Genomic DNA, 13,128 nt, shown 5'->3' with positions numbered 1-13,128 from the left:
ATGCGTAAAGCTAGACGACGCCTACAGTGACGTGCTCCGGTTCTGATTCGGCGTGCCCTGCACCGCTACCAATGGCAAGAGTAGCGCGAGGCGGATGCAGCCGAACGCAACGCTGCTCCCACAATCCCAACAATTCCTTCACAAGAGCTTCGCGTTTGGACCGCTCTGGAGTAATGGTATCGAGAAGCGATCCAAGGACCGCCTCCCCCTCGATCCGCATCAGGAGATCGAACAAACCATGTGAGATACGCACACTGTTACGGTTCGAGTGTCCCCTGCGGATCTCGCATGCAGTCTCCTGGCGATCTTCTGCAGTAAAAGCGCGGACTCGATGAAGGGACGCATAAGCAGGCAATGAAACGGCGAGCGCGGTCCAGTCTTCCAGCCCTGCAGTCCGCTTTTTGACGAGGAACGGCCCAACCACAAGTCCATCCAAATCGGTCGTCAAGAATGTGGTGACCGCGTCAGACACGGAATCCACGATCGGCTCGGCATTGTTGTTAAATGATGTATTAAGCAGCACCGGAAGGCCCGTCCGCTCTTTGAACGCACTAATAACGTCCCAGTAGAGCGGGTTTGTTTTGCGCGATACGGTCTGCAGCCGAGCAGTACCATCGACGTGCGTGATGGCGCCGAGCACGCCACGTTTCGGATCGCGCACGCGGACCACGAAATTCATGAATGGGAATTCGCGCTTGCCTTCCGGGAGCTCGAAAAATTCGTTCGCATCCTCCTCCAGCACTGATGGCGCGAACGGCCGATAGCCCTCGCGCTTTTTGACCATTGCGTTGATCCGGTCCTTGTTTGAAGCCAGTCGAGGATCAGCAAGAATGCTGCGATTGCCTAGCGCACGTGGCCCGAACTCAGAACGACCCTGGACCCAGCCGATCACGGCGCCATCAGCCATCCAACCGGCTGCACTTGCTGCTATGTCATCACGACGCTCAACGTCGAGGTGCCCCGCCCATGCACTCAGCTCGCGTTCTACGGCTCGCTCGCTTCCGATATCGGGACCCCAATAGACATCCTGAAGTCGCTCACGGGGGGCCGGCATGCCCAAATCGCTGGACACCATCAGGGCCGCGCCTAATGCGCAACCAGCATCATGCGCAGCGGGTTGGACGAATATGTCTTCGAACAGTCCTGAGTAGAGCAGCTTACCATTCACGGTGCAGTTGTGGGCTACCCCCCCAGCCAGGCACAATCGCTTCATGCCGGTGCTCTTCCGATAGTGCTGCAGGATGTGAAACATGATCCGCTCTAGCGCTTCCTGCAAAGAAGCGCTCACGTCTCGATGCTGCTGCGTGAACGGCATTCCCTTTCTTCGAACCTGGATGTTGCGGAGCAACGTCGGTCCGATTCGATCTAGGTGAACACGATAGCCACCATTGTCCAAGAGTTCGTAGAACTGTCCGAAGAGCTCGCGATAGGGCGCCGGATCTCCGTAGGGAGCAAGTCCCATAACCTTATATTCGTCGAACAAACCGTACCCGAGATATCGGATAGCCTCGAGATAAAATAGTCCTAGAGAGTTATTCTCCGGAAAACTCGCGAGTTCCGTGATTCTGGTGCCCGACCCTACCGCCAATACCCCGGAGAGAAAATCGCCACCGCCATCCACCGCAAAAATCAGACTTTGCTCAAATCCCGACATCGCAAATGCGCTCGCTGCGTGTGCGTGATGGTGGTGCACGAACGAGAGCCGCGACTCTTCAACCTCAGTGCCGAACTCTTGCGCCAACAACTTCCTCAGCAACAGTTTGGCATCCATTGGAATGGCGATATCTGGCTGAGACACAAGCAGCCGCTCCAGCATGGCATTGCAATAGGCCTCGGTAGCGTAGAACGCGATACGATCGATATCGTGGAGCTGCACTCCCGCAGTTGCAAGGCAGTACCGGATCGCGCTGCTTGGAAACTTGTTGGAGTGCTTGATCCGATTGAGGCGCTCCTCTTCGACGGCTGCTATGACCCGCCCGTCTCGGACAAGCACCGCAGCGCCATCGTGCAGAAACGTCTTAGGCAGATCGAGTGGATTTTCATGGATTTTATCCAGCCCGCCGCTCAATCCTAGACACAGCATTTCGTTCTCCATTTGGTCATGACAGGACGACCCCAAGCGCCTTCAAAGGCCGTACTTTCGCTCTTGCACATTCAACTCAGATTATTCGAGGTCCGTCTGGATCAATGACATCCGATCAGCCAAAGCGGTGTTGGCATTTGAACGCCGTAGTGCAGATTGGGCCGCGGCTCCGTGACTGACGTCGTCCGCCTGAACACCGTGCGAAGCGATCATCGGATGCCCTGTCGTGTCGAGCCGTCACCATCGGGGATTGCATGATTTGTCTCCGCTTCGTTCTGCGCAATGCTGCGTCAGCGCATCAGACGTCGACGAAACAGTGCCGTCGATACGAAAAACGGCAATACCGTGTAAATGCAGAGCGCACCGATATGTACGCCGATGTCGGGCGTCGCGCGACCGAGCATCATTGGACGGATGAGCTCGACCGCATGAGCCAGCGGCAACAAGGCCGCCAAATGCTGAAATGAGCTCGGCATTTGGCTCACCGGAAAGACTGCGCCGCACAGAAACACCATAGGCGTAATGACAAGCATTTGGTAAAAGACGAAATAGTCATACGTGGGCGCAAGAGATATGACGACCATTGCCAGACTTGCGAAAGCGAGCCCAGTCAGGGCAATGGTTGGCATCGCACAGAGAATGGACGTCCACGGCGCATACCCCAGTACGGCGGCGACAACGCCAATCGCCGTCCCGGCCAAAACGGCTTTGCTGGCTGCCCAGGCCAATTCACCTAGGATGATGTCTCCAAGCGTGAGCTGTGTGGACAGGATGGCTTCCCAGGTGCGCTTTGTCTCCATCCGGGCAAAAGCCGCGTACATGGTTTCAAAGGTCGCAGCCGTCATGGCGCCTGTCGCGACCATGCCGGCCGCCAGAAACGAGATGTATGAAGTACCGTCAACGCGCCCGACGATCATCCCGAGACCGAACCCGAGGCCAAACATATTGGTTATCGGATCAGCGAGATTGCCGAGAATCGATGCAAGCGCGACTTTGCGCCATGCCAGACAATTGCGAAGCCACACCGCGACCCAGTTGTACGCGTTGGCGGGCATGGCCGCTGCATAACCCTCACCCATCGCTCATTTCTCCATTTCGCGCCCGGTCAGTCGCAAAAAGACGTCTTCGAGATTTGGAGGGCGCTGCATAAGGCGAAGGCCGACGCGCCCGCGCAATTGCGCGAGGACTTGCTCCGGTTCGGGCGCATAACAAAATACCGTCTCGCCGCTTATTTCCAGGTGCCGCGCAAAGGGTCTGATCAATGCGCACAGCTCCTGTGGATTGCCCCCGTAAATCTCGATCACGCTACAGCCGATCTGCTCTTCGATCAGCACGTGAGGCTTGCCTTCGGCGATCTTGATCCCATTCTCAAGCACGCACAGCCGGTCGCATAACCGCTCCGCCTCTTCCATGAAGTGTGTAGTCAAAAGAATCGTTTTTCCGCGCGCCAGCAGCGATCGCAGGCGCTCCCAAATCAAGTGGCGCGCGTGTGGATCGAGACCGGTGGTCGGCTCGTCCATAACCAGGAGATCGGGGTCGTTGATCAGAGCACGCGCCAGAGTCAGCCGCCGCTTCATGCCACCCGACAGTTCGGAGACGCGGGTGCCCGCCTTGCTCTCGAGGCGAGCGAAATCAAGCAATGACGGGATCAGGCTCTCGATCTTGCGCGCACCCATTCCGAAGTAGCGGCCGAATACCAGGAGGTTTTCTCGGACGGTAAACTCGAGTTCAAGATTGTCGAACTGCGGGACCACACCGAGGCGCTTACGTGCCCAGCGAGCTCGACTCGGCACAGGCTCACCGAGTACCCTTATATCTCCTGCATCAGGCGACATCATGCCAAGGATCATACGCGCGGTTGTGCTCTTACCAGCGCCGTTCGGCCCCAGCAATCCGAAGCACTCTCCGCGAGCGACGGTGAACGACAGCTCGTTCACCACGAGCTTGTCGCCAAATGACTTTTTTATGCCGGCAAGATCGATTGCTGCGGTGGACATGTTTCTGTTAGGCCGGAAGAAGTTGTTCGGCCGACGATGGCTCACTTACGGCCGTTTTGGTCCAGAGCAGGCCATCGCACCATACGTGGTCAACACGCCCCCAATGGCACGCTGCTGCGGCATCCGGGAAGAACCCGCGTCCGTGGTGGTTGGCACTTGTGTTGCAAAGTAGTGGAATTCCCGTGATCCGCTCATACTCCACCAGGAGCTCGGCGACCTTGTGTTGAGACGTTCTGGGGATTGTCTGCAATCGCGCAGATCCATCCAGATGGACAATAGCTGGTATCTTGTCCCGCCATTCCTCCCGTGTCTGGTGATCGAACAGCATGTAAGGATCGGGCGTTCCAGGGCTGAAAATGGCCGGCGCCCGATCTTCCAAGCATATCGGTGCCACGGGTCGAAAGTGTTCGCGGCGTTTGATATCGTTGAGATGATCCTTCATTGCTGGCGAAGTCGCGGCTGCAAGAATACTCCTGCCACCCAAGGCCCGCGGACCGAGCTCAGCCCTCCCGGCCAGAAAGATGACGGGCTTGTTGCTGGCGAGAATCGCAGCAAGCTCGCGCATACTGCATGGCTCGGACCACCATTCTTTTGGGATCTCGCTATCTTGCAGGGCGGGTCCACTGTAGACGGACCACTCAAGCGGTACGAACCCTCTCTGCGCCGCCATCCCAGAGCAAGCGGCACCAATCGCAGATCCGCTGTCATTCGGAAATGGGGGCACCCATACGTGATCGAACAAACCAGTTCCGCGTAGTGCGCTGTTCCATTTGATATTGAGGCCGCAACCACCGGCTATACATAGGTTGCGCGCTCCCGGAAGTGAGGAGTGCTGCAGCAGCACCAATGCGATTTCCTTGACAAGGAGTCGCTCTAGAAACACATGAAAAGATGCAAGTACATCTTCGGGCCGCTTGGAGCCCAGTCGCATCGCGCACGCATCGAAGAAGTCGTGCATAGCTCGGAGCGAGGATTCCGCATTGTAGATTTCCGCACGGTAACGACGAGCCTGCTCCGTATCTGCTGCAAAGCGCCTTTCATAGAGCTCCTGAAACACTGCCACGATGTTTTCATCAACAGATCCGAGCGCGATGTAGGCCATCAGCTTGCCGGCCACGCCCAGGTCCCAATTGGTTCGCTTAGCCTGCCTGTAAGGCCCAAAATGGTGCCCGGCGGCTGCATAAGCGTGCCCGACCATTGGAAACAGGCATTCGACGAACCGCGCGCCATGGCGTTCAACATAGTAAAGTCTTGGAAAGATCGAGCCGTCCCATACGAGGCAGAACGCGGGTTGCCCGGCATGGGCAAAGGGGCTCGTGCAATATGCTGACGCGACATGTCCTGTGACGTGCGGATAGCTGCGATACGAGTACGCCTTACCCCCGAGAATCAGGCCAAAGCCTTCGATCGCATCGAGAAGACCCTCGGCACGGCGTTCGACATACGGTGCGCCTTTGAGGGCGATAGGTACCATTCCGCTGAGAACCTGGAAGGATGATTCAACCTCCCCGTCCCAACCATCAATAACAAACTGATCAATATCCTGTGGCCCCAGACCGTGCTCCGCCAAGGCGGCAACGATGGCATCGAGATTGTCAATGGCCTGGTACCGCGGATTATTGCCGCGCTTCTCCTGCTCGGTGCAGAAGACAAGCTGCCCGTCATCGACAACAGCGATCGATCCGTCATGGGTTAGCTTGATGCCGCAGATGCGCATACTCTCTCCTTGCCTATGAGCAGCAATTCAATTGCCTGACGATTTAATGGGATTCCGGAAGAGGACGAGGAGGCACTCCTCGTCACCCGAGTCCGCCCGGAATGGTACGCGCTCGACCTCAATCAACTCTTCCTTGAAGATGTCGATTGCTGTCTCAGCACCAGCAGGGTGTCCCCAACGCCTGCATGTCTCATCACGCGCCGATCCGAAAACCAGGCACCCGTCTGGCGCTAGCATATCAATGAGGTTCCGGATCGCAGCACGCAGTTCAGCTATGTCGCCGAGGTAGTAAAGAACCTCCGCCACCACGATTAGATCGAACGGCTCCGCGGTCCAAAACCGTTGAATGTCCGCGACGATCCAGGTGATGTGCGGCTCCCTCTTCGTCCGCTCGCGGGCTCGATTAATCGCCTGCCGCATGACGTCGATCACCAAGAGGCGCTGACAATGGGGCGCAAGCCTTTCTGTGAACGTACCGGCCGCGCATCCCACTTCGAGCGCATTCCTGATGCTCTCTTTGGACAACGACATCTGGAGCATCTTGGTGTAACGCTCTTGTTCGAACGGGTTACTGTCGAGCCGCCACGGGTCGTCGGCAGCCAATTCGCGCTCTAATAACTCGTACTTCTTGTCCGCCATCTCGCTTCCGCCACCTGTATGTAATGTGTTCGCTACTCGCCGCCGCATACGTTGTCGGTCGCAGCCAGCCTCCCAGAACTGCACGAAAGATCCGTCCCGCGAACTGCCCGAGCAAATTGCGCACCTTCTGCGGCGCTTCGCCGACCGCTCGGGTTCTGGACAGCCGCCTGTTTCTCATCCCCGGCCGGTACGTTGGCGACCTTGCGCGACAACCAATCGCTATTGCTCAACGTACACAGAGCATACGCCTTCACGGGAAGTAAAAGAGCTATGTTGATCGGTGTGTGCAACGAAAAGCCGAAGAATCGCAATTGGCGAGCACGAAACGCGGCCACACCGCAACGAACCATGGTCATTGATGCGATCGTTATGATTGTCCACCACGGCACGGTGGCCGTCACGGCGAGCTGTGCAACAGCCATTATGGACGACAAGGCGAGAAGCAACGGACCGATATTCTGTCCGACTACGTCGAGGGTGAGATAGCTATCAAGGTCTCGCAGCAGGCGCAGGCCGAGGAACGTGTCGCGGAAGGTGCTGCGCGCCCAACGCAGTTGTTGACGCAGGTAAGGTCCTAGCTTGTCTGGGACCACTGTCGCCGCAATGGCATCCGGGACGTACTCGGTTCGAAACCCTGCCTTCAGCATGAGGATCGTAAGATGACGATCCTCGCCGAAGTCACTCGGCTTGCCGCGAAAGAACTGCGATTCGTATTGATCTAGCAACAACACGAGCGCGGACCTGCGATACATAGCACAAGGGCCGCAGCAGCACATGACGGCGCCAAAGCGAGCCTGTGCCGCGCGCTCTTCGTTGCATGCCAACCAGTATTCCATGTCGATCAATCTGGTCAGCCAAGTGTCGCTCCGGTTGCTGGCAGTCAGCTGCCCCATTGCCGCTCCGACTTCCGGACTTTGCATCTTCAGCACGAGCTTTGTGACCACGTCTGTCGCGAGCATCGTGTCGGAGTCGACGTTGAGCACCAAATCTCCGGTTGAACGTCGTATCGCGGTTATCTGCGCCTTGCGCTTCCCAACGTTGCTTTCGAGTAGAATGAAGCTGAACCTGGCGTCGGTTGCGAAGATGCTGTGAACGGGTTCTAAAAGAGCGCGATTTGCCGAACCATCATCGATCACATAAACGCGCAATTCTCCAGCGTAGTCCTGGGCAGAAATGGATTGTAGACAGGCCGCGAGCGTGTGCGGATCCTCATTGAAACACGGGACGATAACATCGACGCTCGGCAGAGCGGCAGAAGTGTGTGTCAGGTCACCTGGGGGCGCCGGCGCATTTGGCGGCGTAGCATAGAGCGCCTGCAAGCTCTTGTAGACAGTCGAGAGCAGCGCATAACATGAGACAGCGACAGTGCTGGTGGTGGCGAGCAAATCCATTTTGTCCAGTGTTCAGTGAAGTTGAGGAAGGGAGGAGATTGCGAAACCACGCTCTTGCAGTGCGGGAATCAGGTGTGAAAGCGCCGTGAGCGTCTGGTCGCGCAGACCAGCGTGAGTGCACTGTCTCTGCTCGCTGGGAGGACATCCGTCGTGCAAGAGCACGATCGCACCCGGTCGGATGGAGGCCAGCACCGCGTTCACAATCGCATCAACGCCAGGGCGCGACCAATCTCGTGGATCCACCGACCAGTGCACCATGCCAAGTCCGGCCATCGCTGCTGTCGCAAGCACTTCTTCAGTCCACCTTCCGTAAGGTGCTCGCACGTGCCGCAGCGAGGCTTGCGGGCAAGCCGCACGGATGACGTCGCTGGCTCCCAGTATTTCACTTTGCACCTCGGCCAGTTTGCAACTGGACAGGTCCGGATGCGTCATCGTGTGATTAGCGACCTCATGCCCGTCTGCGATCATTCGCCGTATGAGTTCCGGCTGTTGCGCTGCGTAGGCGCCAATGACGAAAAAGGTGGCCTGGATCCTACGTTCTGCCAGCAGGTCCAGGATATCTGGTGTACAAAGTGGATTTGGGCCGTCGTCAAACGTCAAATAGACGCAGCGACTTCCGTCGGCGTCAGCGTACTCGCTACGCACCGAGCGCAGGTTATCGGAATGCTTCACAGCTCTGGCCCGTTCCGATCGATAATCGTACCGGTCGGCCACTCGCCTATTGATCGCACAATCGGCAGCACCAACACGAGAGCATCGTCGATGCGGGTAGTCGGCAAATTCAGATACACATCTGGATGGGTTGATCGGACGCGTATGCCAGAAAGGAGTCTCGCGAGCCCCTGCCGGCCAAGCATTCTTGTGATATGTTTCTCCAGTGCGGGCCGCACTGTACCAAAGCCGAACGGAACACCAAGCTCATGCAGAACCGGGTACATAACGCGCATTGAATGGGTTATCCCGAGCCCCTCAAGATCGGGGCGTACTGCGTACAATCCCAATTCGCCTACGAGCAGATCGACTTCGCCGACCTTGATGAACCGGCGTAGTAGGCCGATATGAGCGGCTATACCGCGAGCATCATACCCTATCACCCGGACCTCGGGCCTCGCACCGGCCCAACTGCGATTATTCTCGAAGGGCTGCGCATTGAAGGCACCGGTTGGCCCGTAGCTCTTCCGGAAGAACTCGGAGAGCTCGACATGGTCGGCGAGGCACAGCTCACTTTCCCAGCGAACCCTCCACTGAACCTGCGGACGCATCGAGAGACCTTCTGCAGTTGTGGATACGGCAATGTTCATGGCAAGCCACCAACCGTTAGATGATTGAGGGGCTTGGCCTCGCGAGACACCCGCTTGCTCAATGGCTGCTCACTGGCCGGGATGGGATTCTCAACGCGACCAGACGCGTATGGCGGGAGTCCATCACTCTCGCCCAACGCGCAGCGATTGACGGTGGCGATCACATCAAAGGCGCGAAACACCTGCACCGGGTCTACTAGCGTCTCTTGCATTCCCGACTTGCCTTTTAACGCGATGGGCCCGCGCGACGCCTCTAACAAGCCGCCGCAAGATCTGGCACCAGCAATCCGCATCTGCCGTTTCGTCGTGAAGTTAAGGGAAGATCGAGCAATGCCTCAATTGTACGCGGGTAAATTCCCGATATTGAAAGGAATCGAAGACCCATACAAAGGTATATCGCTCGCAAGGCGCAACAAATCCGATTGAGCACTCGCAACTCCAGGCCGGCGCGCTGCAGCTCGTTTAGAGCAGAACGACACCGTGTCGCGACTCGACTGACGCTCCGGCCGAACACGGCCACCGCACGTCCGCTGCATTCCGGAGCCAACGCAACGAATGAGAGCCATGGTGATATGCCTGTTTCAGTTTTCCAAACTGAAGTTTGCTATCCAATATTGCATGGTCAGGTAAAATCGATTGTTTCGATAGAACACATCCACATGATGGATTGACCCAAGCTATGCGGTTCAAGGGCCTTGATCTAAATCTTCTTGTTGCGCTCGATGCTCTGATGACCGAACGCAATCTCACGGCGGCGGCACGCAAAATACACTTGAGCCAGCCGGCCATGAGTGCCGCCGTTGCCCGGCTACGCACCTATTTCGGCGATGAACTATTTACGATGAGGGGCCGCGAACTTGTCCCCACTCCTCGAGCCGAAGGGCTAGCGGCCCCGATTCGTGAGGCTCTGCTGCACATTCAACTCTCTATTATATCGCGGGACGCTTTCGACCCGGCTCAATCGAGCCGCCGCTTCCGGATCATCCTCTCCGATTTCATGACGATCGTGTTCTTTCGACGAATCATAGACCGTGTCGCGCGGGAGGCTCCCGCCGTGCGCTTCGAGTTGCTGCCCTTCTCTGATGAGCACGATGAGCTTCTCAGGCGCGGCGAAGTCGACTTTCTTGTCTTTCCGGAGTTGTTCATGTCGAGCGCGCACCCCAAGGCGACGCTGTTCGAGGAGACGCTTGTATGCGTAGGCTGCCGGACAAACAAGCAGCTATCACGCCAGCTTACTGTCGAGAAATACATGTCAATGGGACATGTCGCAGCCAAGTTTGGACGAGCACTGAGGCCTAACATTGAAGAATGGTTCTTGCTTGAACACGGCCTGAAGAGACGTATCGAGGTCGTTGTTCAGGGCTTTAGCATGATTCCGCCTGTCCTAGTTGACACTGTTCGCATCGGGACTATGCCGTTAAGATTGGCTAAGCATTTCGAGAAGCAAATGCTCCTGAAGATCGTCGAACCACCGCTCCCGCTTCCGTCTTTCACCGAAGCCGTCCAATGGCCTGCTGCCAAGAATACCGATCCGGCAAGTATTTGGATGCGACGGATCATATTGCAGGAGGCCGCCAACATGGCTTCTGCGCATGAGGCGGTCCGACATCGTAGGCATTGCTAGCTAACTCACGAACACAACAACATGACACCCTCAATGCCTTACATTCGCAGGCAGCTCTTCTAGCGCACACATGCTCTAAGGGCTGCAAGGCATTTCAAGCATCGATGGCGCTTCGTTGCGGATAATGCCACGGGCGGGCCGCAGCGCTGGCGGCCTCGACCGATTTGGCACGGCATTCGGCGCGGAGGACTCACCAAGTGTGGCCTCACGCAGTTGAGACAGTCGCCAAGAGCCCCCGCGGAACAATTCGCTTGAACCTCACACTGCGTCAGGTTGTAGGCTCGCATTCAGTGGGCCACGAGTAACGTACGCGGTCATGGACAACGCCTCGCGGATTTTCGCCTTGATGGCGCAACTCCCGGAGCTGCGCTGCTGCGAGTCTAAAAGATCGATGTGATGCTGCGAGCGATTGCGGGATCAGCATAATGGTCCGTTCCGCACCGCCGGCGAGTTCCACGCTGCGATCGTCCGCTTGCAGCGATCAAGCATCCGGGCGCCTCTACAGCGTCAGCACTCGGAGGGAGCCAGCCGAGGTGGAGGATAGATACCATCATAGATGCCGCGGGTGTTTAGAACCACCCAAGCGCCTTCAGTGGGATAAGCATGCGCTTCAAGGGCCTTGATCTGAATCTTCTGGTCGTACTCGATTCATTGATGACCGCGCGCAACCTGACCGCCGCAGCTCGCAGCATCAACCTCAGTCAGCCGGCCATGAGCGCCGCCGTCGCCCGGCTGCGCGCCTATTTCGGCGATGAGCTGTTTACGATGAGAGGTCGAACACTTGTCCCGACACCGCGTGCTGAAAGCCTCGCCTCTCCTGTTCGCAAGGCGTTGCTCGACATACAACTCTCCATTATTGCGCGCGACAAGTTTAATCCAGCCGAATCGTGTCGTCGCTTCCGAATCAGCCTTTCCGATTGCGTCACCCTGATCTTTTTCCGACAGATCGTAGATCGTGTAGCGCGAGACGCTCCAGCAGTCAGCTTCGAATTGCTACCGCTTAGGGAAGACCACGATGAGCTTCTCCGGCGAGGTGAAATCGATTTTCTGATCATGCCGGAACCATTCATGTCGAGTGCTCATCCGAGGGCGGCACTTTTTGGTGAAAGGCTTGTATGTGCAGGCTGCCGCACGAACAAGCGCCTGCCGCATCGGCTGACATTCGAGGAATATATGTCGCTTGGACAGGTTGCAGTCAGGTGGAATCTTGCACACAATCCCTCGATTGAAGAACAGTTCTTGCTCCAACATGGGCTCAAGCGGCGCATCGATATTGTCGTGCAGAGCTTTTGCATGATCCCGCCCATGCTATCAGGCACTGACCGCATCGGAGTAATGCCGTTAAGGTTGGTTAAGCATTTCGAGAAAGCGACCCCGCTGCGTATTGTTGACCTGCCATTGTCACTTCCGGCCTTTACCGAAGCCGTCCAATGGCCCGCCTTTCACAACGCCGATCCGGCAAGCATATGGATGCGAGAGATACTATTGCAGGAGTCCTCCCGCATGGGCTCTTGGGGTGAAGAACGGCAGATAGTCAAATCCCTTTTGTCATCCAATCTTCGCAGTGATCCGCTCTCCATCAAAGCATCGCAATTAGCCGAGCCGCGTTCGTCATAACGGCGACGTTGCCACACCCGTCTCTGCGCGTAAGTAAAGCAACTCACGTCAGTCCCAGCTTGGATTCACTGCCTCAAGCAATCCGGTACCGGACTCGCGACGGTTTGCAGCCTTTTTGGATCGCTCGTGACACTATTGTGCCGGCGATCGCAAATTGCTATCGAGCCCAGCCGCGCGGGAATGGCATCAAGTCGCCATTAGAGCTGCGGAAGGTATAGAAGACAAACTGCGACTTTCAAACGCTCGAACTCTGCAGTGCGCGCGCACCGCTGACTAAGCGCGGAGAACGGTTACGCGTAACTTCGAGCCAGACTCGCCCGCGACGGTGTTGCACAACGGCATCACTAGATGCGCATGCACTTCATTGTCGGTGTGCGCCGCCAGTCCGCCTTCTTTTGGACCCAGCGCAGCCAAACACCTTGGCCACGTGCGCGCGCTAGCACAATGAGACTCGAGGGAGCTGAACGTTGCAACGAAAGCATCGCATCTTCGAATCAGAGGAGCTTTCGACCTTGGGAAGGATTTTTGACCGAGCAATCACGGCCTTGCCTGTAACAATGCGTACTCCAGAAAACCGAACGGCAATCGCGCAGCTTGTGCTGCAGCTCGGAGTTGCAGGCGAAGCCGAGCTGGCTTCCCTATTAATTCTGATGGACGCCATCTCTTCCGCCGTTTGATAAAGTGCCACTCAGGATAAGCCCCTCGCGTGCGCCGAAGTTGCAATATGGTTCAGCTAGACCATTGAAATGGCTTGAATCT

General features: G+C 57.0%; 11 protein-coding genes. 3 read left to right on the top strand and 8 right to left on the bottom strand.

All coding sequences use genetic code 11. The features are described from left to right. Window positions 1-10: 10 nt before the first annotated feature. The 8 genes from P0R31_RS05160 to P0R31_RS05125 form a co-directional block, all read right to left on the bottom strand. A complete protein-coding gene (locus P0R31_RS05160) occupies window positions 11-2,083 on the bottom strand; it encodes a carbamoyltransferase family protein (RefSeq protein ID WP_275513333.1) in 2,073 nt (690 codons plus the stop codon). A 290-nt stretch (window positions 2,084-2,373) separates the two neighbouring features. Continuing rightward, entirely contained in the window at window positions 2,374-3,162 is a 789-nt protein-coding gene (locus P0R31_RS05155; protein ID WP_157286262.1) for an ABC transporter permease, read from the bottom strand. Between the two features lie 3 nt (window positions 3,163-3,165). Then, a complete protein-coding gene (gene nodI / locus P0R31_RS05150; RefSeq protein WP_157286263.1) occupies window positions 3,166-4,080 on the bottom strand; it encodes a nodulation factor ABC transporter ATP-binding protein NodI in 915 nt (304 codons plus the stop codon). Between the two features lie 7 nt (window positions 4,081-4,087). Next, on the bottom strand, window positions 4,088-5,797 hold the full coding sequence (nodU, locus tag P0R31_RS05145) for a nodulation protein NodU (RefSeq protein ID WP_275513116.1): 1,710 nt from the start codon (window positions 5,795-5,797) through the stop codon (window positions 4,088-4,090). Window positions 5,798-5,824: 27 nt separating this feature from the next. Continuing rightward, complete coding sequence (gene nodS, locus P0R31_RS05140; protein WP_275513115.1) at window positions 5,825-6,436, bottom strand: nodulation methyltransferase NodS; 612 nt, start codon at window positions 6,434-6,436, stop codon at window positions 5,825-5,827. A gap of 32 nt (window positions 6,437-6,468) precedes the next feature. Then, a complete protein-coding gene (gene nodC / locus P0R31_RS05135) occupies window positions 6,469-7,827 on the bottom strand; it encodes a chitooligosaccharide synthase NodC (protein ID WP_275513114.1) in 1,359 nt (452 codons plus the stop codon). A gap of 12 nt (window positions 7,828-7,839) precedes the next feature. Next, the gene (nodB, locus tag P0R31_RS05130) at window positions 7,840-8,499 is read right to left on the bottom strand and encodes a chitooligosaccharide deacetylase NodB (RefSeq protein WP_275513113.1); all 660 of its coding nucleotides are present in this window, start codon (window positions 8,497-8,499) and stop codon (window positions 7,840-7,842) included. After that, window positions 8,496-9,128, bottom strand: a complete 633-nt coding sequence (locus P0R31_RS05125) for a NodA family N-acyltransferase (RefSeq protein WP_275513112.1) — start codon at window positions 9,126-9,128, stop codon at window positions 8,496-8,498. The genes nodB and P0R31_RS05125 overlap by 4 nt, the downstream gene beginning before the upstream one ends. A 679-nt stretch (window positions 9,129-9,807) precedes the next feature. Here P0R31_RS05125 and nodD1 point away from each other — a divergent pair. The 3 genes from nodD1 (at window position 9,808) to P0R31_RS05110 (ending at window position 13,046) form a co-directional block, all read left to right on the top strand. Next, window positions 9,808-10,752, top strand: coding sequence for a transcriptional regulator NodD1 (nodD1, locus tag P0R31_RS05120; protein ID WP_275513111.1), 945 nt, complete (start codon window positions 9,808-9,810; stop codon window positions 10,750-10,752). Window positions 10,753-11,355: 603 nt separating this feature from the next. After that, window positions 11,356-12,369 carry a LysR family transcriptional regulator gene (locus P0R31_RS05115; RefSeq protein WP_275513110.1) on the top strand — a complete coding sequence of 338 codons (1,014 nt, stop codon included), beginning with the start codon at window positions 11,356-11,358 and terminating at the stop codon, window positions 12,367-12,369. Window positions 12,370-12,836: 467 nt separating this feature from the next. Next, window positions 12,837-13,046 carry a hypothetical protein gene (locus tag P0R31_RS05110; RefSeq protein ID WP_157286270.1) on the top strand — a complete coding sequence of 70 codons (210 nt, stop codon included), beginning with the start codon at window positions 12,837-12,839 and terminating at the stop codon, window positions 13,044-13,046. The last annotated feature ends 82 nt before the right edge of the window (window positions 13,047-13,128 follow it).

The organism is Bradyrhizobium yuanmingense, assembly GCF_029167105.1.
GTDB classification, from domain to species: Bacteria; Pseudomonadota; Alphaproteobacteria; order Rhizobiales; family Xanthobacteraceae; genus Bradyrhizobium; species Bradyrhizobium yuanmingense_A.
This window is presented reverse-complemented; position numbering and strand designations above follow the sequence as displayed.

Coding starts and splice junctions, on each gene's coding strand:
- P0R31_RS05160 (WP_275513333.1), bottom strand. CDS start 2,083: ATGCTGTGTCTAGGATTGAGCGGCGGGCTGGATAAAATCCATGAAAAT.
- P0R31_RS05155 (WP_157286262.1), bottom strand. CDS start 3,162: ATGGGTGAGGGTTATGCAGCGGCCATGCCCGCCAACGCGTACAACTGG.
- nodI (WP_157286263.1), bottom strand. CDS start 4,080: ATGTCCACCGCAGCAATCGATCTTGCCGGCATAAAAAAGTCATTTGGC.
- nodU (WP_275513116.1), bottom strand. CDS start 5,797: ATGCGCATCTGCGGCATCAAGCTAACCCATGACGGATCGATCGCTGTT.
- nodS (WP_275513115.1), bottom strand. CDS start 6,436: ATGGCGGACAAGAAGTACGAGTTATTAGAGCGCGAATTGGCTGCCGAC.
- nodC (WP_275513114.1), bottom strand. CDS start 7,827: ATGGATTTGCTCGCCACCACCAGCACTGTCGCTGTCTCATGTTATGCG.
- P0R31_RS05125 (WP_275513112.1), bottom strand. CDS start 9,128: ATGAACATTGCCGTATCCACAACTGCAGAAGGTCTCTCGATGCGTCCG.
- nodD1 (WP_275513111.1), top strand. CDS start 9,808: ATGCGGTTCAAGGGCCTTGATCTAAATCTTCTTGTTGCGCTCGATGCT.
- P0R31_RS05115 (WP_275513110.1), top strand. CDS start 11,356: ATGCGCTTCAAGGGCCTTGATCTGAATCTTCTGGTCGTACTCGATTCA.